21 protein-coding genes, 1 riboswitch and 2 other annotated features are annotated in these 21867 nt (G+C 32.9%); of the genes, 16 read left to right on the top strand and 5 right to left on the bottom strand.

The window, feature by feature from the left end; translation table 11 throughout:
• Positions 1–60: 60 nt before the first annotated feature.
• On the bottom strand, positions 61–1320 hold the full coding sequence (locus tag MHH85_RS12960) for an MFS transporter (protein WP_340707400.1): 1260 nt from the start codon (positions 1318–1320) through the stop codon (positions 61–63).
• 332 nt (positions 1321–1652) lie between these two features.
• Between MHH85_RS12960 and MHH85_RS12955 the strand changes: the two genes are divergently transcribed.
• The gene (locus MHH85_RS12955) at positions 1653–2261 is read left to right on the top strand and encodes a histidine phosphatase family protein (RefSeq protein WP_340707399.1); all 609 of its coding nucleotides are present in this window, start codon (positions 1653–1655) and stop codon (positions 2259–2261) included.
• 170 nt (positions 2262–2431) lie between these two features.
• Entirely contained in the window at positions 2432–3082 is a 651-nt protein-coding gene (locus tag MHH85_RS12950; protein ID WP_340707398.1) for an SIMPL domain-containing protein, read from the top strand.
• 159 nt (positions 3083–3241) lie between these two features.
• Here MHH85_RS12950 and MHH85_RS12945 read toward each other — a convergent pair whose 3' ends face one another.
• Both MHH85_RS12945 and MHH85_RS12940 read right to left on the bottom strand, forming a co-directional pair.
• Positions 3242–4075 (bottom strand): aldo/keto reductase, encoded by an 834-nt coding sequence (locus tag MHH85_RS12945; protein ID WP_340707397.1) that lies wholly within the window; start codon positions 4073–4075, stop codon positions 3242–3244.
• The gene (locus MHH85_RS12940) at positions 4047–5264 is read right to left on the bottom strand and encodes an MFS transporter (protein ID WP_340707396.1); all 1218 of its coding nucleotides are present in this window, start codon (positions 5262–5264) and stop codon (positions 4047–4049) included. The genes MHH85_RS12945 and MHH85_RS12940 overlap by 29 nt, the downstream gene beginning before the upstream one ends.
• A 167-nt stretch (positions 5265–5431) precedes the next feature.
• On the opposite strand from MHH85_RS12940, the gene MHH85_RS12935 reads away from it, so the two are divergent.
• The 8 genes from MHH85_RS12935 to MHH85_RS12900 all read left to right on the top strand — a co-directional run bounded on the left by MHH85_RS12935 (position 5432) and on the right by MHH85_RS12900 (position 13139).
• A complete protein-coding gene (locus tag MHH85_RS12935; protein WP_053418264.1) occupies positions 5432–5797 on the top strand; it encodes a winged helix-turn-helix transcriptional regulator in 366 nt (121 codons plus the stop codon).
• A gap of 178 nt (positions 5798–5975) precedes the next feature.
• Positions 5976–6053, top strand: a riboswitch (ZMP/ZTP riboswitch).
• Between the two features lie 65 nt (positions 6054–6118).
• Positions 6119–7174 (top strand): solute carrier family 23 protein, encoded by a 1056-nt coding sequence (locus tag MHH85_RS12930; protein WP_340707395.1) that lies wholly within the window; start codon positions 6119–6121, stop codon positions 7172–7174.
• 17 nt (positions 7175–7191) lie between these two features.
• Positions 7192–7731, top strand: coding sequence for a phosphoribosyltransferase family protein (locus tag MHH85_RS12925; RefSeq protein ID WP_193739071.1), 540 nt, complete (start codon positions 7192–7194; stop codon positions 7729–7731).
• 90 nt (positions 7732–7821) lie between these two features.
• Positions 7822–8063 (top strand) — a binding site (T-box leader).
• Between the two features lie 38 nt (positions 8064–8101).
• Positions 8102–8342: a binding site (T-box leader), on the top strand.
• Between the two features lie 334 nt (positions 8343–8676).
• A complete protein-coding gene (gene thrS / locus MHH85_RS12920; RefSeq protein WP_340707394.1) occupies positions 8677–10614 on the top strand; it encodes a threonine--tRNA ligase in 1938 nt (645 codons plus the stop codon).
• Positions 10615–10725: 111 nt separating this feature from the next.
• Positions 10726–11478, top strand: a complete 753-nt coding sequence (locus MHH85_RS12915) for an amidohydrolase family protein (protein WP_340707393.1) — start codon at positions 10726–10728, stop codon at positions 11476–11478.
• Between the two features lie 340 nt (positions 11479–11818).
• Complete coding sequence (locus tag MHH85_RS12910; RefSeq protein ID WP_340707392.1) at positions 11819–12013, top strand: hypothetical protein; 195 nt, start codon at positions 11819–11821, stop codon at positions 12011–12013.
• Between the two features lie 27 nt (positions 12014–12040).
• Entirely contained in the window at positions 12041–12415 is a 375-nt protein-coding gene (locus tag MHH85_RS12905) for a DUF2178 domain-containing protein (protein ID WP_340707391.1), read from the top strand.
• Positions 12416–12533: 118 nt separating this feature from the next.
• The gene (locus tag MHH85_RS12900; protein WP_340707390.1) at positions 12534–13139 is read left to right on the top strand and encodes a DUF2812 domain-containing protein; all 606 of its coding nucleotides are present in this window, start codon (positions 12534–12536) and stop codon (positions 13137–13139) included.
• Between the two features lie 1432 nt (positions 13140–14571).
• Here MHH85_RS12900 and MHH85_RS12895 read toward each other — a convergent pair.
• Positions 14572–14694 (bottom strand): transposase, encoded by a 123-nt coding sequence (locus MHH85_RS12895; RefSeq protein ID WP_340707389.1) that lies wholly within the window; start codon positions 14692–14694, stop codon positions 14572–14574.
• A 99-nt stretch (positions 14695–14793) separates the two neighbouring features.
• Here MHH85_RS12895 and MHH85_RS12890 point away from each other — a divergent pair, with 99 nt between their 5' ends.
• Genes MHH85_RS12890 through MHH85_RS12880 form a run of 3 tightly spaced genes read left to right on the top strand, consistent with a single transcriptional unit; the run spans position 14794 to position 16275 of the window.
• On the top strand, positions 14794–15123 hold the full coding sequence (locus MHH85_RS12890; protein ID WP_340707388.1) for a PadR family transcriptional regulator: 330 nt from the start codon (positions 14794–14796) through the stop codon (positions 15121–15123).
• On the top strand, positions 15101–15679 hold the full coding sequence (locus MHH85_RS12885) for an HAAS signaling domain-containing protein (protein WP_340707387.1): 579 nt from the start codon (positions 15101–15103) through the stop codon (positions 15677–15679). Before MHH85_RS12890 ends, MHH85_RS12885 begins: the two co-directional genes overlap by 23 nt.
• Complete coding sequence (locus tag MHH85_RS12880) at positions 15676–16275, top strand: NDxxF motif lipoprotein (RefSeq protein WP_340707386.1); 600 nt, start codon at positions 15676–15678, stop codon at positions 16273–16275. The genes MHH85_RS12885 and MHH85_RS12880 overlap by 4 nt, the downstream gene beginning before the upstream one ends.
• Before the next feature lie 637 nt (positions 16276–16912).
• Here the strand turns inward: MHH85_RS12880 and MHH85_RS12875 are convergent.
• Positions 16913–17797 (bottom strand): helix-turn-helix domain-containing protein, encoded by an 885-nt coding sequence (locus MHH85_RS12875; RefSeq protein WP_340707385.1) that lies wholly within the window; start codon positions 17795–17797, stop codon positions 16913–16915.
• Positions 17798–18282: 485 nt separating this feature from the next.
• Here MHH85_RS12875 and MHH85_RS12870 point away from each other — a divergent pair, with 485 nt between their 5' ends.
• The 3 genes from MHH85_RS12870 to lanKC all read left to right on the top strand — a co-directional run bounded on the left by MHH85_RS12870 (position 18283) and on the right by lanKC (position 21794).
• Complete coding sequence (locus MHH85_RS12870) at positions 18283–18966, top strand: trypsin-like serine peptidase (RefSeq protein ID WP_340707384.1); 684 nt, start codon at positions 18283–18285, stop codon at positions 18964–18966.
• A gap of 31 nt (positions 18967–18997) precedes the next feature.
• A complete protein-coding gene (locus MHH85_RS12865; RefSeq protein WP_340707383.1) occupies positions 18998–19135 on the top strand; it encodes a class III lanthipeptide in 138 nt (45 codons plus the stop codon).
• Positions 19136–19196: 61 nt separating this feature from the next.
• Positions 19197–21794 carry a class III lanthionine synthetase LanKC gene (gene lanKC, locus MHH85_RS12860; protein ID WP_340707382.1) on the top strand — a complete coding sequence of 866 codons (2598 nt, stop codon included), beginning with the start codon at positions 19197–19199 and terminating at the stop codon, positions 21792–21794.
• Positions 21795–21867: the final 73 nt, after the last annotated feature.

Genomic DNA, 21867 nt, shown 5'->3' with positions numbered 1-21867 from the left:
AAACACTTTTGTAAGCATTGAATTTTAATCGAAATATGAAAACAGATGCTGTAAAAAGGGTTATATCACTTCTAATTTAGGTTGATGTTTTTTCAACATGATGACGAATGAACTAGCTAACACACACATGCTACCAGCTAAAATGAAAGCCCATTGATAGGAGCCAAATACTTTGAAAATAACTCCACCACCAAACGCTGCAACGCCAGCTCCAACCTGATGAGCAGCCATGATCCAGCCATACATCAAGGTGCTTTTCTTAAGCCCAAATTCCCTTCTTGCTAATCCAATAGTAGGTGGGACAGTGGCAATCCAATCTAAACCATAGAAAATAGAAAAAATAACTAGCCATACATATGAACCTTGAGCTAATGCAAACGGTAAAAACAGTAAGGATATTCCTCGCAGTGCGTAATACCAAAATAGCAGCCAACGATTATCAATTCGATCTGATAACCAGCCTGATAATGTTGTTCCTACTAAGTCGAAAACCCCCATAAATGAGAGCATGGCCGCCGCTGTTACAACAGGAATTCCAAACCCAATGCAATAAGAGATGAAATGAGTTCCAATTAGACCGCTAGTAGATAAACCACAGATGAAGAAACTTCCTGCAAGAAGCCAAAATTCTTTTAGTCTCAAGCCTTCCATAAGCGTACCTAGTGCTAATTTAAATGGATTTTGCTGAAGAGTAGGTTGTTCAGCAGATTGATCATTATTCTCCTGCCCATACGGTAGAAGTCCCTTGTCTTGAGGGAAGTCTTTCATAACCAGCAGGATTAATAATAAGATTAATATACTAAGAATGAAGATAAGTCCGGTAGCATAACGCCAAGAATATTGGTCGATTATTGTAGCTAAAACCGGCAATAATATTAATTGTCCAGTTGCTGTACTGGCTGTTAAAATGCCAACTGCGAGTCCTCGCTGCTTCACAAACCAGCGATTCGCAATTTGTGTACTTAATACGGTTAAGAATAAACCAGAACCAACCCCGATCATGACGCCCCAAATCAGTATTAATTGCCATTGTGTTTGCATAACGAAAGTCAATGCAAGACCAGTAGACAATGTTAGCATTGAATAGAGCATCATTCGTTTCAAGCCAAAAACCTCTACAAAAGCTGCCATAAAAGGTCCCGAGAAGCCATATAGAAATAGGCTCACTGCGAAGGCAAAGGAAATGGCAGGGCGACTCCAGCCAAACTCAATCTCAAAAGGATCTATGAAAACACCTGATGAGGACCTGATGATACCTGCAACAATAATAGAGAAGAATGTAACCGCTAGAATAATCCAGCTATAGTGAACCTTTTTCATTTAAGCACTTCAACTCGTTTCTAGTTATTAACCATTGAATTACCAGTTTCATATAAAAAAATAGGAAATGCTATATAAAAACAATGATTGCATTAGTTTGCTAAATAATACGAATTGTCTAATATATTGTCAATAGGTTGAACTCAGTTAATTAGGTTAATATCAATTTAAGATGTTAAATTCATTAGCAAACTGATTTAAAGATAGTCGTAAATTATAGAGAAGTATATTTATGAAATACGGGAAAGAGAAAGGTTCTTCCAAATAATAGAACTATTTAGTAGTATATTAATTAAAACTGACATTTATTATAGCTAAGGGGTGGCCATACATTGACTCAAACGATTTATTTACTCAGACATGGAGAAACTGTTTTTAATTCGCAAGGTAGGTATCAAGGAGAACTGGATTCACCATTAACAAATGATGGAATTGCACAAGTAAAAAGTATTGCTAGATTGTTAAAGATGTATATTCAAGACCCAAAAGAGTGGGCAATTATTTCAAGCCCATTAGGAAGAGCTATGCAAAGTACTGAGATTATCTGTAATACATTAGGATTAGATGAGGCAAAAGTAGAGACGGATGATCGCTTAAGTGAAGTATCCGTAGGTTGCTGGGCTGGTTTAACAATGAAAGAAATTGAAGAAAAATGGCCAGAGCTTCTAATGCATACAGATCACTACAATTGGTATTTTAATTCACCTAATGGGGAAAGTTATGCTTCTGTTGAGGAACGAGTAACAGATTGGCTAAAGAGTGTAGAAGGTCGTGAGAAAGTTATCGCTGTCTCACATGGGTTAACAGGTAGAATATTAAGAGGAGTATACAACAATTTAGAGAAAAACCAAGCTTTAAAACTAGAAGTATCTCAAGATACATTCTTTAAATTAGAAAATGATAATGTTGAGAGATTTAGTATAGAATATGATGAATTTTAATTGTATATCGATTCTAAAAGGCCATTTGATAGGGACTATTCAATGGCCTTTTTTACTTCTTAAGTGATTATTAGAACCTACTTTAAATTATCTATTTGACTTCTATTAACAAGTTTTCAATGTACAATGCATAGGATTAATAATATGAACTAAACGGAAGGTGGAATTCTATGTTTAATCCAAATGCTCATCAGCTATCATGTAACTCATTTCGCGTTATCACCGTCACGGGTAACGGGAAAATTGCCGTTCAACCAAGTTATGTGGAACTTCAATTAGAAGTAATCACAGAAGGAAAAGATGTAAGCAAAGCACAACAGGAAAATGCGAATATCATGAATCGTGTAATACAATCCATTTTGTCATTCAACATTCCAAGGGAGAATATTCAAACTGCTGCCTATAATATTGTGCCAAACTATGATTACATCGAAGGAAAACAGGTTTTTAGAGGTTATGAAGTGACTAATGCTCTTACTGTTAAAGTAAAAGATACAAGTCAAGTGGGCACTGTCATTGATACAGCCGTAAAAAATGGTGCAAATCGCGTTTCAGGACTTCAGTTTAAAATTGAAAATGGAGAATTTTATTATCAACAAGCACTAAGTATAGCTCTCCATGATGCCCAAATGAAAGCAAGAACAATAGCCGAGACCATGAGATTACCGATGCTTCCACAACCGATAGAGATTGTAGAAGAGAGTAATGCGGGACCTGTATTATATAAAACTGTTGCCTTGGCTGAGCAGAATATCTCCACCCCAATTGAACAAGGACAAATAACAATTAGTGCGACGTTAAGAGTCAAATTTCAGTACTAGTATATAGGGGATTTCTAGTTAGATTGAATAGGGAATAGTGGAAGAAAATAATTTGATTAGTAATAAATAAAAATAAAATCAATAGCCTTATTGTTTTTAAATAAAATAACCCCAGATGAGCATAAATACTCGTCTGGGGTTATATATGATTAACCTATATTAAAAGTTAAATTCATCTGGGTTTGGACCACAGCGGAAATTCTCATTTAATGCATCAATTTGAGCCATTTCTTCAGTAGTTAGTTCAAAGTCAAAGACATTAATATTTTCTTCCATACGTGACTCAGTCATTGTTTTTGGAATTGTTACAACTTGATGTTGTAAATCCCATTTTAAGACGATTTGAGCAGCTGTTTTGTTATGTTTAGCAGCAATACTTTGTATAGTTTCATCTTTTAACAGTTCACCGTTCATTAGTGGAGACCATGCTTCAACTTGGATATCGTGCTCCGTGCAATAATTACGCACCTCTTGTTGTGTAAGACGTGGGTGGAATTCAATTTGATTGATAACTGGTTTGATTTCAGTTTCTTTAAGTAAATTTTCTAAGTGGTGAACTTGGAAGTTACTTACGCCGATTGAACGAACTCGACCTTCTTTATAGATCGTTTCAAGTGCTTTATATGCATCCAAATATTGATCATGACCAGGCCAGTGGATTAAGTATAAATCTAAATAATCTAATCCCATTTTTGATAAACTGTCATCGTATGCAGCAAGTGCAGCTTCATAATTTAAGCCAGCATTCCAAACTTTTGATGTGATAAATAATTCCTCACGAGTAACTAAACCCTCAGCAATTGCCTCTTTAATACCTTGTCCTACCATTTCTTCATTGCCATAAATTTGTGCAGTATCAATACTACGGTAGCCTTTTTTTATAGCTGTTTTAACAGCTTCTGCAAGTTCTGCACCATTTTCTACACGGAAAACACCGTAGCCTAAGACTGGCATTTTGATTCCATTATTTAATGTTGTTGTTTGTAAGTTCATTTTGAACACTCTCCTCAGTTTTTTCTTGTTTGACACAGATTGCTGCTAAAATGACAGCTCCTGTTACCATAATTCCTGCAATCCATGTTGTATGGATTAATCCCATTGACTTGGCGATAACGCCTCCTGCATATGATCCAATTGCAATTCCAGCATTGAAAGCAGCTATATTAATTGCAGAAGCGACATCTACAGCGCTAGGGACAAAACGCTCAGCCAATATCACGACATAAGTTTGAAGCCCTGGGACATTCATAAATGCAAAGAGCCCCATAAATAAAATCGTAATTAGACCAGCTATTTTAAATGGTACGGTAAAGTAAAGAACAAATAACACAATCGCTTGAATCACGAACATATAAAATAATGCACGAATTGGATTGTTATTAGCTAGTTTACCACCAATAGTATTACCAATGGCAACTGTAACACCATAGAATAAAATAATTAGAGTCACGGTTTTTGCCGAAAAACCACTCACTTCTTGCAATAATGGTGATAGATACGTAAAGACGACAAATGTACCACCGTAACCTAGTGCAGTAATGATGAACACTAGCAATAATCGACCGTTTTTTACTAACTTAAGTTGTTCACCAAAACCGATTTTGGTACCTTTTTGGATAGAAGAAGGTATCAAAACCATATTGGCAATTAGTGCGAGAATGCCAATAACGACTATAAATGCAAATGCCATGCGCCATCCGAATTGTTGTCCAATTAATGTACCGAAAGGAACACCTGTTATTGTAGCAACAGTTAATCCAGTGAACATAATCGCTATCGCACTTGCTCGACGATTTGCTGGTACAAGACTAGCAGCAATTGTAGATCCAATTGACATAAATACACCATGCGCTAAAGCAGAAACTAGTCTCGCTACAAGTAATATGCCGATAGTTGTAGAGAACATGGCTATACTATTGCCGATGATGAAAATAAGCATAATCCCTAGTAATAGTTTCTTTCGAGGAATATGGGCTAGTAGAGATGTCAGTACAGGCGCCCCTATCATTACACCAATCGCATAAATAGACACGGTCAAACCCGTTACTTGAAGTGAAGTTTGTAAATCGGCCGCAATCATTGGTAGTAAACCAACGCTTATAAATTCTGTTGTCCCAATGGCAAAAGCAGTCACTGCCAGCGCAAGCAGAGCCTTTGTATTATTTTGTTGCTGTTTTTTCATAGAATCTCCTTCTTTTAATCAGTGTGCAATTACTTGCCAAATGTTCCGGAACAAATGTTATTATGGAGCATGTAAAACAGAATGGGAAGTACGTACTTTTTTGTTATATAGGAACCTTTTAGTATCTACAAACGAACGTTCTCATAAATAGAAAGAGGTAATTAATGATGGAAACGAAGAAAAAATACAATATATCGGTAGAAGCAACACTGGAAGTTATCGGGGGAAAATGGAAATGTGTAATTTTATGTCATCTCACTCATGGAAAAAAACGTACAAGCGAATTGAGACGACTGATGCCAAATATTTCGCAAAAAATGTTAACTCAGCAATTACGTGAATTAGAAAATGATGGTGTCATTAACCGTATTCTATATCATGAACTACCACCAAAAGTAGAATATGAGCTAAGCGATTACGGTAAGAGTTTAGAACCTATACTGACTTCACTTTGTAATTGGGGCGAGGAACATATTGTCAAAGTGTATGGTAGTAAAGAGGGTTACTTAGAGGATAATGGATTGAATGATTAGTTCTAATGAAAAATATGGTGAATATCCATATTACGGATGAACGGATGATAAAGTTCGTGTTTTGTTTTATTTAACGTGTGTTTTACGATTAATGTTCGTGATTAAAAGTTTATTACATTTATTTTATAATAAAACATATTGTATTATTCGTGTATTAGCGATAAGATAATATATATTCCAATCTATATGTAACTGGCGTAGCATGGATAACCATGAGGGAGCATATAGAAATTCGTCGTACGTCTGGGCAGGTATTTAGTAAGCGGAATGCTTACTGAATACCTTTTTTGTTGGAAATTTTTATCGGAAAAGGTGAAAAAAGTGGATTTTTTGAAAGACATTCTAGCAGCATTAGGTGTATTGCTAAACGGCTTACCGCAAGGATTACTAGCATTATCATTTGGTTTTGCATCTGTACCAACTGCCTTGGCATTCTTTATTGGAGCAATTGGTAACTCGGCTACAGGCTCGATTCCAGTAATATCTTATCAGGCAGAAACGATTACTGTAGCTGGAACTATGGGGAAAAATATGCGCGAGCGTTTATCGATGATTTTCTTCGGGGCAGCATTAATGACTCTTATAGGATTATTTGGTTTTCTAGAAAAGATTGTTGATTTTATCGGACCAGTTATAACAAATGGTATGATGGCTGGTGTTGGCATCATGCTCGTAAAAGTATCCCTTGATATGACAAAAAATCATAAAGCAGTGGGGGTTTCTTCTTTTATTGTTGCAATCATTACATATATGGTTACAAAAGATCTAGTTTATACAATTCTTTTCTCCGTTATTATTTCAAGTATTGTTGGTCATTTCACACAACAAGAGAAGACAACACAAGAACCAGTGAAAGAAAAATTCGTACTACAAAAACTAACGCTTAATGCGTCTGTTATTCGTGGTGCACTTGCGATGGTTACATTAAACATTGGCGCCAATATCGCATTTGGTAAAATTAATGGAGCATTAGCAAATCAAGAGGTTAATGTCGATCATTTAACAGTTATTAGTAGCGTTGCTGATATGGTCTCTGCTTTATTCGGTGGGGCACCGGTTGAAGTAGTTATTTCTGCAACAGCAAGCGCGCCACATGCGGTGTTTGCGGGTGTTTTGATGATGGTTATGATGGGTGTCATTTTATTAAGTGGTTTACTACCGAAAATTGGTCGCTTTATTCCGAGCTCAACAATTGCTGGTTTTTTATTCGTACTCGGTGCAATTGTTACATTACCAGGTAATGCGACAGCTGCATTTGCTGGTGGTGGTGATTCTGCTATTGTGGGTGGTATGACAATGGTTGTAACAGCGATATCTGATCCGTTTTTAGGTATGCTTTCAGGATTGATTATTGAATTTTTATTATCTATTTTTTAATATAAGGAGCTATTAAATTGACGAATACATACACTCTACAAGTAGCAGGTCTAAAAAGAGATTTACCAATCATTCGATTAACAGAAAATTTAAGTATTGCTAGCTTTGTTATTTTAGGGGATGCCGAACTTTTAAGAGAAGCTACACCATTATTAGTGGACAAACTTCCTGAGGTGGATGTAATTGTAACAGCTGAAGCAAAAGGTATCCCGTTAGCTTATGAAGTTACTAACCAATTAGGGTTAACAGCATATTATGTTGCAAGAAAAACTGTTAAACCATATATGCAAAATCCATTGATGAATGAAGTACATTCGATTACAACACAAGCAAAACAAACATTGTGCTTTGATCAAAAAGATGCTCAAGCGATTAAAGGAAAACGCGTTGCGATTATTGATGATGTGATCAGTACCGGGGAGTCTTTAAGAGCATTAGAAGAACTTGTTGAATTAGCTGGAGGAAATGTGGTAGCAAAAGCAGCTATCTTAGCTGAAGGTGATGCAGCTAAACGTAAGGATATTATTTTCTTAGAAGAACTACCACTATTTGATTGAGTAACTTTTTGATTTTAATGCTAATGTCGTAAAAAAATCTTTTTATTGACTAATGGAAAAAAATCTTATATAGTGGTAAAAATCATAATAATGAATGCAATGACAAGGATATGAGTAGTTCATAACGGTTTACAGAGAGGGAAGGCAAGGCTGAAAACTTCCTAATGCAGATGATATTATTTACCACCTTGGAGCAGTATTGGTGAAATAAGAGTAATCAATACCGTAGAAGCAACGATAAAGCTTACACAAAGCCATCAATAGGTAGCTTATTCAGTTATGAGATGGAAATTTGGGTGGAACCACGGGTATTATACACACTCGTCCCTTCATGAGGGATGAGTGTGTTTTTTGTTTTTAAAATTAAATATAGAATGCAATGATAAGGACACGAGTAATTCTAATCGCTTTACAGAGAGGGAAGACAAGGCTGAAAACTTCCTAATGCAGATGAATTATTTACCACCTTGGAGCAGTATTGGTGAAATAAGAGTAATCAATACCGTAGAAGCAACGATAAAGCTTACACAAAGCCATCAATAGGTAGTTTATTCAGTTATGAGATGGAAATTTGGGTGGAACCACGGGTATTATACACACTCGTCCCTTCATGAGGGATGAGTGTGTTTTTTGTTTTTAAAATTAAATATAGAATGCAATGATAAGGACACGAGTAATTCTAATCGCTTTACAGAGAGGGAAGACAAGGCTGAAAACTTCCTAATGCAGATGAATTATTTACCACCTTGGAGCAGTATTGGTGAAATAAGAGTAATCAGTACCGTAGAAGCAACGATAAAGCTTACACAAAGCCATCAATATGTAACTTATTCAGTTATGAGATGGGAATTTGGGTGGAACCACGGGTATATGACACGCACTCGTCCCTTTCTATAGGGATGTGTGCGTGTTTTTATTTTATAAAAAAAATAGGAGTGAAGTGTTATGAGTCAAAAGGAAGTTTTGATTAAGTTTCCAGATGGACATCAAAAGCAGTATATGCAGGGAGTATCATTAGGTGAAATTGCTAGTTCTATCAGTTCTAGTCTAAAAAAGAAATCGGTGGCGGGAGAAGTCAATGGCATACGATTTGATTTGAATCGTAGTATTACTCAGGATGCAGAAGTGGAGTTATATGATATTGCATCGTCAGCTGGTATAGAGATTATGAGACATACTTCAGCTCATGTATTGGCTCAAGCAATAAGACGATTATATGGTGATGTGAACTTAGGTGTAGGACCAGTGATTGACAATGGTTTTTATTATGATATTGATATGGACAGTACAATAACTGTCCAGGATTTATCGAAAATAGAGAAAGAAATGGCTAAAATAATCGCTGAAAATATAGAGATTGTACGTGTTGAATTGTCACGTGAAGAGGCGAAAAAGCTATTTCAAAAAGATCCATTAAAGCTAGAGCTACTAGAAGACATTCCTCAAGATGAAATAGTAACAGTATATCGCCAAGGAGAATTTGTAGATTTGTGTCGAGGTCCACATTTGCCAGCAACTCGATTTATTAAAGCATTTAAATTAACACATATTTCAGGGGCATATTGGCGAGGGGATAGTAACAATAAAGTACTACAACGTATATATGGTGTAGCGTTTGCTACAAAAGAAGAGATGGAAGAATATTTTCATTTTGTAGAGGAAGCGCAAAAAAGAAATCATCGTAAACTAGGGAATGAATTAGAGTTATTTATGTTCTCAGAAGAAGCACCAGGTATGCCATTTTACCTTGCAAATGGGCAAATTATTCGAAATGAATTAGAAGTGTTTTTACGTAAGCTTCAGCATCAATATGATTATCAAGAAGTACGCACACCCTTTATGATGAATAAAAGATTATGGGAGCAATCCGGACACTGGGATCATTACAAAGAAAATATGTATTTCACAGAAGTAGATAATCAAGAATTTGCATTGAAACCAATGAATTGCCCAGGTCATATGCTAATTTTCAAAGATAAACGTCGGTCATATCGTGAGCTTCCGATTCGAATGGCTGAATTTGGTCAAGTGCATCGACATGAATTTAGTGGAGCATTAAATGGTTTATTACGTGTTCGCACATTTTGCCAAGATGATGCACATATTTTTGTCAGACCTGATCAAATTGAAAATGAAATTTTACTAGCCTTACGTTTAATTGATCATGTATACAAAACATTTGGTTTTGAATATGACATTGAATTATCAACACGTCCAGAAGATTTTATGGGAAGTGTGCAATTATGGGATCAGGCAGAAGCATCTCTTGAAAGAGTATTAAAAAACCATGGTTATCCATACAAAATCAATGAGGGAGACGGTGCATTTTATGGGCCTAAGATTGATATCCATATAAAAGATGCGATTAAACGTAGCCATCAATGTGCAACAGTTCAACTTGATTTTCAACTACCAGAGAAGTTTGACTTAACATATATAGATGAACAAAATCAGAAGGTAAGACCAGTCGTGATACACCGTGCGGTTTTTGGATCAATTGATCGTTTCCTTGGAATATTGATTGAACACTTTGGTGGTGCATTTCCTATTTGGCTATCACCTATTCAAGTTCAAGTGATTCCCGTATCAAATTCAATTCATAAAGAGTATGTTGAAGAAGTTACTAGACGCTTAAAACAAGAGGGTATTAGAGTTCAACTTGATAAACGAGAAGAGAAATTAGGATATAAAATACGTGAGGCTCAAATGAAGAAAATTCCATTTATTCTTATTGTCGGGGATAATGAGGTGGAAAATCAATCTGTTAACTTAAGACAATATGGTCAGGAGAATTCATTGGAAGTTCAGCTTGATGATTTTATTTCTAAAATAAAGAATGTCATTGAAAATAAATCTTTGAATAATGAATATGATCTTGGTTGACTAATTACAATTTATTCAAATGTCATAAGAAAAACCGATGAGTAACATTAGTTTTTTATAAATTTAATTTATTCCTCTCCTTCTTTACAATAATAATAAAGGGGAGAGGGAATGAAAATATTTGATGCACATTTGCACATTATCGATTTTGATTTTCCAATTCAAGAAAATCAAGGATATATACCACCATCATTCTTAGTGGAAGACTATCAACATGCCACAAAGGAATTCGAAATTATTGGTGGTGCCATTGTTTCAGGTTCATTTCAAGGATATGATCAAGGTTATTTAATCAATGCTCTTAAGGAGCTGGGCCCTTCTTTTTATGGAGTTACACAGTTGCCATTTAATACAACGGATCAAAATATCCTTCAATTAAATGACCATGGTGTCAGAGCTCTTCGCTTTAATATCAAACGTGGAGGTTCTGAGGACCTATCTCAGCTAGATTATTTTGCAAGACGAGTATATGATTTAGTCGGCTGGCACAGTGAAATATATATCGATGCTAAAGATTTGATAGAGATTAAAGAAGTTATTCGTAAATTACCAGCGATTTCAATAGATCACTTAGGTTTATCAGAGGAAGGGTTACCGATTTTACTAGACCTTGTAGAAAGTGGTGTACATGTAAAAGCGACTGGTTTTGGAAGAGTTGAGTTAGATGTGGTCAAAGCGATGAAAGCTATTCATGAAGTAAATCATGATGCGTTGATGTTCGGAACTGATTTACCTTCAACGCGTGCAAAACGTCCATTTGATATTAAAGATATTCATGTAATACTTGAGAAATTTGATACAAAAAACGCTAATCGTATTCTTTATGAAAATGCAGTTAAATGGTATTCATGTAAAAAAGTTTGAATAATACAATGTTTAATAATAAAAATACTACAGCCCAATTGTTAAGAAGTACATAACAGTTGGGCTGTAGTTCATTATAAGTAATGAGACTTCAACTTAAAATATTCGTATAATGTTATAGATTATTATAAGTGTGTAAATAGGCTTAATATCTTTAATAAGATGGATATTAATTGTATTTGATGTTTTTTATTTCCACAACAGAAGTGAATATGACTAACTAAAAATTATATGTAAAGCTTGCTTTACAAGTCTGTTATGGATATTGTGGTAATATATGTTATGTTTCAACTAATTCTTATTAAAATGGTAGATAAATATTTTTAAGGGAGAGTTTGTTATGTCTAATGAAAATTTTATTTGTATGAAATGTGGCCATACAGAAACGAAGACAGGGAAAATCGGAAATAGTAATTACGATAAAGTGAAAAAAGTAGGTAAATTAATGTCTTTTGGTACTGGGATGTTCATCTCATGTTGTGCAAAATGTGGCGATGTATATTCATTGACAATTGAGAACCCTAATAGACTTTGAGCTCAAATTGGAAAGGGGTGAAGACGAATGAAACAAACAAAAATGGGCTACATCATTTTGGGTTGTATTTTTGGTGTTCTAGCTATATTTATGAATGGAGTTTCAATAAGTGTAAATAAATTTCCATCTTCGTTAATGCTAATTGCTATTTGTATTATGTGTTTCTGCTTATCCTACTTAGTGCCGCACCATACAGCAAAAGATGAACGAGCACAAAAAATAAGAGAGCGATCCATCTATGTTAATTATTTCATACTTATAGCGGTAGTTTTATTATTAATGATAGTTTTTAACCCAATTAGTAACTTACATATAGAAGCATACAATCTACTCTCAATAATGATGACGGTATATATATCATCGGTATTTTTAACAATGGTTTATTATGCTAAGAAATATTAATGCTAGATGAAAAAAAGAAAAAGGTAAGATAAAAGTGTAATCAAGTTGTTATTAGTGATCTTGATTAAATATCAAAATATTAATAAGAGCTAATCTTAACTTTAGTAGAAAAGGTGAAATGGTGAGAAAATATCGATGGTTTATAGATTTTGAAAGAGAGGAAAGTTGGTTGAATGACAATTTACAAAAGGGATATACACTAATCGCAAAGAATATGTTTGGTGTTTATCATTTTGTTGAAATGCAAAATAGTATGAAAATCATACGATTAGACTTCCAAAGAATAAAGTCAGAGCATGATTTTGAAAGTTATAAAAGTCAGTTTGAAGAGGTTGGATGGAAGCATATTGATGGTAAGAAAGGGAATTCGTTTCATTATTGGATCAAGGTAAAAGACAAGAATGAAAAAATCTCATCTGATAAGGAATCATTCAATAATATATATGCAAAGTTATCAAGCTACTACGCTACTTTAATGTTAATACTGTTTTTCTCGATTATTTTTGTGAACCAGACAATTGACCCTAATCCGTTTATACTGAATCCTTTAAAAGCCATTAATTATACAAATTTGCTAAGTATGAATGGATTTGAATTTGTATTTTACTCAGCCTGGTCGATAGGCATAATGATTTTTCGCGTTGTACCAATATGGTTGCTATTTTTAATAGCATTTAAGTGGTTAATACAGTTTTTGAAGTATAGAAGATTGAGAAAACATTGATTCTTGATAAAGAAAAATGATAAGTAAATGAAAATATAGGAGTGATAAAATTGGGATACATTATGGATTTGAGGAAGATAGTGGGCACCAGCTTGCTGTAAGGAGATTATAACATGGAAGATAAAAAACCACCGCTATGGGTATCGCTTGTAGTAACTATGTTAATGTTACTACTAGTTTTCATTTACATGTGGAAAATGTTAAAAGTATAGATTTAACTTCCGTAACAGAATTTATTACTGATGCAGGATTATATGCATTATTAGAAGATAGAAATAGATAATGTAGAAGAGATAAGAAGTTATCCCTATTATTAAAAAATGAGGAGGAACTATTGGAACAGGAATTAAGTCTTGAAAATAGAAGAAATACATACTCTAGTAAAATCTTTGGTTAGATTTTATTTTTCTGAATACCAATATTAGATTCTATTCTACGATTAGCAAAATAATTAGTACAGGAAAATCCTGTTGACTATTAGCTTAGTGTTTAACTAAGCGGTCATCAGGGCTTTTTTGTTTTAAGGGGAGAAAATATGCTCTGGTGAAATGAATGCAAGAATCTTGATATTAACGCAGCCACTTTGGACATTGCAATAAAGATAGATTATCATAATCATTTTTTTGTTATTTTTGTAGATTTGATTAGATATTTCTAGTAGGTAAATAGTGGATATAGTTCTTGGGAAAAGTAAAAATTGTTGCTTGTGAAAAGCTCTCAAAAACAAATAACTTTTAGTTTACCTATTCATGTACGCTTAAAAAGATTTCAGAGCTAATGTAAGTAGAACTATTTTGACTGAATGAATAGTTGGTGTACTTGGTGACAGCTTTTGGACAACATTGGAAGATGATCCAGTCTTCAGTGCACCAAGAAAAGGGATGGATAAAATGTAAAATATTTTATAGAATAGGCTATTTTTGGTGTTTCACCTAAGCAAATCCAAGCAGGCAATATTACATAAGATGCGTCCACGTCACCACAGCACATTCATACAAAACCTGTTTAGTTAATCGTATGTCTTGAATAAATGTAGAGTTAATTCACCTAGTTTTTCATATTGTAGAAAAATATTAGAATCCTTATATTCCGTTTCAATAAAATGTAAAAAGTGTATAGTTTTATATATAAATTATAAAAGTCAGGGGGGGATTCTTCGGAGTTGATAAGTATGAATTTTTTTTCTGTACAACCTGGTAATGTGTACTTTTAGGCAATTTTAAACGCGACACAGCAATTGAACAGGATAGTGTGCCTCTTCATTAATATGTTCGATAATTTCTTGATCCGTCACTTTTTCACGAATATGGTCATAGCCTTTTTTAAAATTTCTACCTCTTGTTTTAAGCGTAAGTATTCTTTCTGTGTGGCTGATATATCAGCTGGTGTAAGTGATTCTTCAACTTCAATTGGAGAATGTACTTTAATTCATTTATAGATAGTTACTTACTTCAGTGACACCATATTCACTGGCAAGTTGATAGATGAGTGTACCGGTGCGATAAAGTTCTACAATTGTTTCTTTAAATTCTTTGTTGTAACGTTTTTGTTTCATTACGGACACGTCCTCTCTTAATTTCTAGGAAAGGGACTTAACTTTAATGTGTCCATACATCTATACTAACTTAAGTCATTCAAATGTTGGTGATAAATTATGAACGCTCAGTTTAAAAAAGGTGTACTCGAATTAATAGTCTTATTGATAATAAACAAAGAGGATGAATACGGCTATGCACTAGTAAAAAAAATATCTAGTAAAATTACCATATCTGAAGGCACTGTTTATCCTATATTAGGAAGATTGGTAAAAGAAAAACATCTAACTACTTATCATCAAGAATCAACAGAAGGGCCATTTAGAAAATACTACAAAATTACAAAGGATGGAATGGATAAACTTGAAACGTTGAAGTTTGAATGGAAAGAGTTTTTCCTAATTATTAATCGCTTTATCGAGGAGAATGATAAACTTGAACAGGAATAATTTTTTGAAATTACTCAAAAATAGTTTGAAGTTTATGTCTGAAAAAGAAAAAAAAGATATAATAGATGAATATATTATGCACTTTGCTGAGGGAAAACATGACAATAAAAGTGAAGAGGAAATCTCAAAAGAATTGGGAAATCCTGTAGAGATTGCTAAAGAATTAAACGCAGTTTATTCTATTAAGAAGGTTGAAGAGAATAAGAGCATTAGAAGTATGTTTACAGCACTGTTGTCAATTATGGGATTAGGTGTCATGAATTCTATTATTATTATTATGAGTTTATTTGTGCTACTAATACTCTCACCATTTATATTAGCTTATATCATTGGTGTACCTATCATGATTCTATCTCCACTGATTTTAATTGTTATGGGATTTGTTAATGGATTTAGTACAATTGGATTTGGAGAAGTTTTCGAGTCCGTAAAAGGTTTTATTATAGGCTCTTTTTTAGCATTCCTAGGTTATTATATAGGGAAATCTTTTGTTAGACTATTTATTAAATACTTGAGATGGAACACGTCAATTGCAAAGGGGAGGCAATTATTATGAGAAGGCTTTTTTATAGCTTTCTAATTCTTTTGATACTAAGCGCGTGTTCGCAGGATAAATATATTGATGTTACAGAAGATGAAATGCTTCTTACTACTCAGGACGTAGTGATTCCTAGTATCATTTTCACCTCTGAAAAACAAGATAGTATAATAGGCGAAGATGAAATAAAACTAAGCATAAAAACATATCTAGATAGCTATGAAGAATTATCTATTGCTAGCGAACCATTTCAAGAGATTATATATGAAGATAAGGAATTTAATAAAAATGAATTAGAGAAATTCGACAAAATTAACAAGCTTACGAAAGAAAATGATAAGAATTTTTCTAACTATATTTTAAAAAATACATTGCCTGCAGGTTATCAAGTAGAGTCTGAAAGAATTAGCCAGTACATTACAGCGTTAAATGAGACTCTTTATGAAGTAGGTGAAATGCTAGATGACGTAAATAAAGAAGGGCTTCCAAAAGTAAACAACATTAGATCATTAATTGATAAGCGTGATGTAGTGAATGGAAGAGAACAGAAAAAAATAGAAGAATTCCTTGATAAGAAAAATATTGATACTAAAGCATTTGGACGACAACAATAAGAAAAATGACACAGTAATTCATTGAGCTCTATAAGATAGAAGCTGAAAAAGGCTGCCCTCAAAACTGGTTTTTGAGGGCAGCCTTTAGTATTAATGATTGTGACCGATTAGTTCAATGCTACAGAATGGCTAATATTCTTACGAGATTGTTACAACAAATCCTCTCAAACTTTCAAAATGGGGTATTGAGTCATAAAAGATCTATAAGTAATTAGAAATGGTTGATTTGGTAAAGATCAGAATGAGAAAAGATGAATAAAAAAATTTAATAAAAAAGGCCATCCATTTTAGGACGGCCTTTTATCATTTACGATATTTATAACCTTATGGTTGTCCTATTCTCACAAAATACAAATACAACAATAAAAATTAAACGTATTTTATAATTAACACTTATTTATCACTATTTTTAATTTGAAAAGGTTATATAAAATCGTATTTTTATATTACAAATAATAGTTTTAAATATACGTCATACAAAACCTGTTTAGTTAATCGTATATCTTGAATAAATGTAGAGTTAATTCACCTAGTTTTTCATATTGTAGAAAAATATTAGAATACTTATATAAGGTTACAATAAAATGGTAAAGATGTATAATTTTATATATAACTTATATGATTTGGATGTATTCTTCTAAGTCAAAAAGTAAGATTTTTCAGTTTGAATTATTTGTGTATATAAGTGTCTATTTAATAATTTAAAAAAGAATAGTGCATTTTTATAGCAAATTTTCACTTGTTCCATCTCTATATTTTGTTGTTCGTAGCACTGTCCAAGGTAATAATAAAAATTTCCTATAAGCGACATATTTTCATGTTCAATAGATTTATCTATACCGTTTTTACAAGAAAGTATAGCTTCTTGATAGTTCCTCATATCATAAAGTGTTTTTGTTTTATTATAAATAACTCTTAAATGATAAATCTTAGGATCTAATCTAGGTGAATCCGGTAAAGTGCTATTTATGTTAATTTTATTGTAATAAAACAAAGCATTAGTATGGTCGCCTTTCGTAGCGTATAAAAAGGCTATCGTGTTATGTATCCGATCGATTAGGTAATTTACATTTAGTATTTTTGATGGAACAGTAGTTAAAAGAGTCTTTATATTTGCTATAGCTTCATTAAGTTCCATTTTTTTAACATGAAAAGCACTTAGATAATATTGCCATTTTAAAAAGATCTGAAACCAAGGATCTTCGGGAGATTTTTCTAACTCATTACGTGTAACTTTATAAACAGTATTAAACTTTTGTTTTAATGTGAGTTCTTCAATTTCATACATGAACTTACGAGTATATGCATAATCGTCTGTAATTAATATGTCAATTAAGTAAGTGGTTTGTACTTTTAATTTTGAAGAAAGAGCATCAAGTATTTCTACGCCAGGGATTATTTCTCCTTTTTCAATCATACTTATCGTTGGTTGTGTACATATGCTCTCACATAATTCTTTTTGTGTTAGATTTGATAGTTTTCTTAGACGAGTAATCTCTTTCCCGAATTGATTATCTTTCATTTTTTCACCCTATTCTATTATTTATAAAGGAGAGTTTTATCCCATGAAAAAATTTTTATTATTCATTATTTTACTATTAACAATTACTATTATAGGTGATTTTTTAACACTACCCCTACTAGATTTACCATATGAAGTGTAAAATTATGTTTTTTTGACTATTTAATGGACCACAGGAAACAACAATGGCCCACAATTTACTGGAAATATAGAAAAACAATAAAAGTTCCAAAGAAAAACAATACGTTTTTCTTTGGAACTTTTTTTATTGGGACTACTTAACAGCCACTTTTTAAGAGTCAATCTTAATAAATATAATCGATTCTTATCCTTTTAAGCATTTTCGGCCATTATTGCCAAACATAGTACTATGCATAGAGATATATTATACATAAGACATTACTTTACAAACAAAATATTGAACCGTTCGTTTTTTGGTAGTATTGTTTATTTATACCAATTACCTGTCGAAGGAATGAGGAATAATGATTAAATTACCTATGAAGGAAATTAATAAAAAAACAGCAATGAACACAGGATTATTGAAAATAAAACAAAATAAAACCAAGTTTATAAGCAACGCTTCATTAATTGAGGGTTTGAGCTATCCATTAGTTTGTACTGCTGCACATTGTGTCTTTGATTGGTATAAGCAATTATATGCAAATGAAGTAACCTTTATAACTAATGATAATAAAGAATATGAAATTGAAGAAATCTACATTAGTAGTGAGTGGGTTAATAATGGCATAGTAGATTATGATACCGCTTTTTTAACTTTAAGGAAACCGCCTTTAGAAATGGACAATATAATTAAACCATTATTTAATAACGTATCAAAAAAACAGAATACAATAGTACCTTCTATTAAGAAAAAATTCCTTGGAAATAAGGAAATTGAAATAATTAGAAATATCACTTTTGAAGATCATATAAACAATTCAACATTGTTAGGATTAAATGGCAAATTGGGAGTGGGTAGTTCGGGGAGCCCTTGGATAACGGAAATGGACCATGAATATTTTCAATTTTCAAACACTAGTTTATCGTTTAATAGTGTTAAAAATATAGTTTGGGGACCCTATTGGGGAGAACATATAGAAAATTTATATCTGCAAGCAAATAAAAAAGGTAAGGACTTTGAAAATGTAAATATTTACAAACTATAAATAATTATAAAATTGAAAGGGGGTGTTATCTATGTCTAGATCTGCTGTTTTATCTTTGCAAAGTTTAAAAGCATATACGAGTGGCGATGAGCCAATTGGTTCAAATGTTAGCGTTAATTGTAAAACACAAAGTAGTCTAAGCCTTTTCTTCTGTGTTAGTCCTAAATAATAATTAAAATACATAAGCACAAATCAACTTAGTTAATTTGTGCTTATATGGGGGTATTCTAATGGATAATAGATATATAAAGTACATAAATAAAAACCTTTACTATAGTGTTGCTAGTGAAGTTAGTCAAGGGTTATTAAATATAGACTATCCCCTTGATAATTATGTATTAATTGATGGTGAGCATTGGACAAACATAATGGCAAAAAGTGCAAAACTCCCTAATCAAGGATGGAAAATTCATGTTAGTACGGATAGAGAAGAATCGCAAAAAACTTTAGACATTGTTTCCAAGTTAATGATAGAAAGAAACATATCTTTTAAATTTGTTAAAAGTAATAGGGAGCTAATGCTGAAGGATTCTAAATATGGAGATAGAGGTTCTTCAGGGAAGTTTATAACTATATATCCCGAAAATACTGATCAATTCATCGACTTATTGAGTTTATTAGAGACTAATTTGGCTCATTTAAAACCTGGCCCTTATATATTAAATGATAAAAGATGGTATAACTCCAATATATATTTTAGATATGGTGCCTTCATGTCCAGGTCTATATATATAGATGGGGAAAAAGTTGAAGCTATAGAAAATTTAGAAGGAGAACTTATTGAAGATAAAAGGGTTCCTTATTATTACCTACCTGATTTTGTAGAAGAGCCACTAGAAATTAGAAAAATGGATGAAGCATTGGATCAGTTCGATACTTCATCTCCTCTGGATAATTTTGATATAAATGAGGCTTTACATTTTAGTAATGGAGGTGGCGTTTATATCAGTGAAAATAAAAGTAGTAATATGAAAGTCATTCTAAAAGAAGGAAGACCTCATACTGCAGTAGACGCTCAAGGGCGTGATGCATTCTCTAGGATTGTTAATGAAAGTGAGATACTCGATAAATTAGAAAAGGCAAAATACCCAGTAAAAAAAATAAGTTCTTTCCGTGCTTGGGAACACTATTTTATAGAAGAAGAGTATATCGAAGGTGATTCTCTATCTGAATGGCTAGTTAGGAACTATCCTTTTAGTTCTGATTTAAAAAATGAGTCTTATACGGAATCATGTGTGAATATCCTTAATCAACTAATTGAAGCTATAGACGAAATCCACAGAAATAATATTGGTATGGGCGACTTACAACCTGCAAATGTCATAATCACCAAAGAAGAGCAAGTGAGATTAATTGATTTTGAAACAGCAGGTTCAACAAAGGAGTCTCTTTCTGGATTAATGACCCCCGGTTTCATAGGGAATCAAGAAATGAATAAAGAACAAAGTGATTGGTTTGCATTACTAAGGATAGCTAAACAGCTATTTGTACCAATTGGCTGTGTTCAAGATATTTCTTGGAATATGGACACTATTCATAGTGATTGGGTTCAAGTTGTATATGGAGAAAAGGCAAATACAATAATTGAACGTATTGAATCATTGTGTAAAATTCACCAATCACGTCCTATGGAAGAGTTACTGACTACAAATGGACACATGAAACAAGAATTTGACCTATCAGTAATGAAAATAAAACTACGCAATTCAATTTTAAAAGACATTAAAAATGAAGATAGACTTTTGCCTGGAGATATTCGGCAATATGAAATGGAAACAGGAATGATAAATGTGTTAACTGGTGGTTTTGGTATTGCCATGGCATTACATAGAACCGGAGGGATAAATCAAATAGTAAAGGATTGGATTGAAAATCAAGATATCAATAAACTCCTTCATTTAGAAAATGGTTTATTCACAGGTAAAATGGGCATAGCATCAGTTTTATGGGAGCTTGGTTATCATGAGAAAGCAAAGACTCTATTCGACTCATTTATTGATTTTAAACACATTGAAGATATTTCTTTTGCGACAGGTTTAAGTGGTATCGGATTCGCACATTTGGGATTTAGTTACGAAGTCGACGATCCTAAATACTTAGATATTTGTCTTTATATCGGAGACTTATTAATAGATAAATTAAATTCTGATGCACCAATTATTACTTTTGATTACGATGTTGTTGATAAAGGAATCATGACCAGTTGGGCTGGGGTTTCCTTGTATTTTACTGCACTGTATAAAAAAACAAGAGATAATAAATGGCTATTATTATCGGAACAGGCATTGGAAAAGGACCTAAAACTAGGAATGTTCGATGACACTGGCTTGTATCAAATTGATGATGAGTTTAGGATATTACCGTATCTTGCTGGTGGAAGCAGTGGTTTGTCTTTACCTATTGTTGAATTAGAGCTAAATGCAAAAATGAAGAAATGGAATAAAGAAATTGATGGTATTAGTAAAATATCAAAAAGCAAATGCTTTTACAATGCTGGATTATTCCAAGGAACTACGGGTATTTTAGCTGTTGCAAATCTATTAGAGTTATATACCCAAAAAAATAGTTTAGTTAGCTCGGCATTATTCACGCTAAATTTGCACTTATTCGAGGATGATGATTGTATATTTGTTCCTGGTGATTCTTGTTTTAGACTTTCTGGTGATATCATGTCTGGTTCTTCAGGTTTATTGTTAACAGTAAATGATATTTTAGAAAGTAAAAATCACTCGTGGATTCCTATACTCAATTTAGAAAAAGTATTTAGTTCCTCAAGTTTTAAAGAAGAAAGTTTACAAAGTACGACAGAATTGCCCTCTCATGTGTAAGGTGTCCTTTTAACCGTAAGGATACTGAAATTTGCGAGTACTATAGTCCAAAGAAAAGCATCAGATTTGTTTT

The organism is Viridibacillus sp. FSL E2-0187, assembly GCF_038006425.1.
Classification (GTDB): Bacteria; Bacillota; Bacilli; order Bacillales_A; family Planococcaceae; genus Viridibacillus; species Viridibacillus arvi.
Note: the sequence above shows the minus strand (reverse complement) of the source record. Positions and strands in the feature narration are given on the sequence as shown.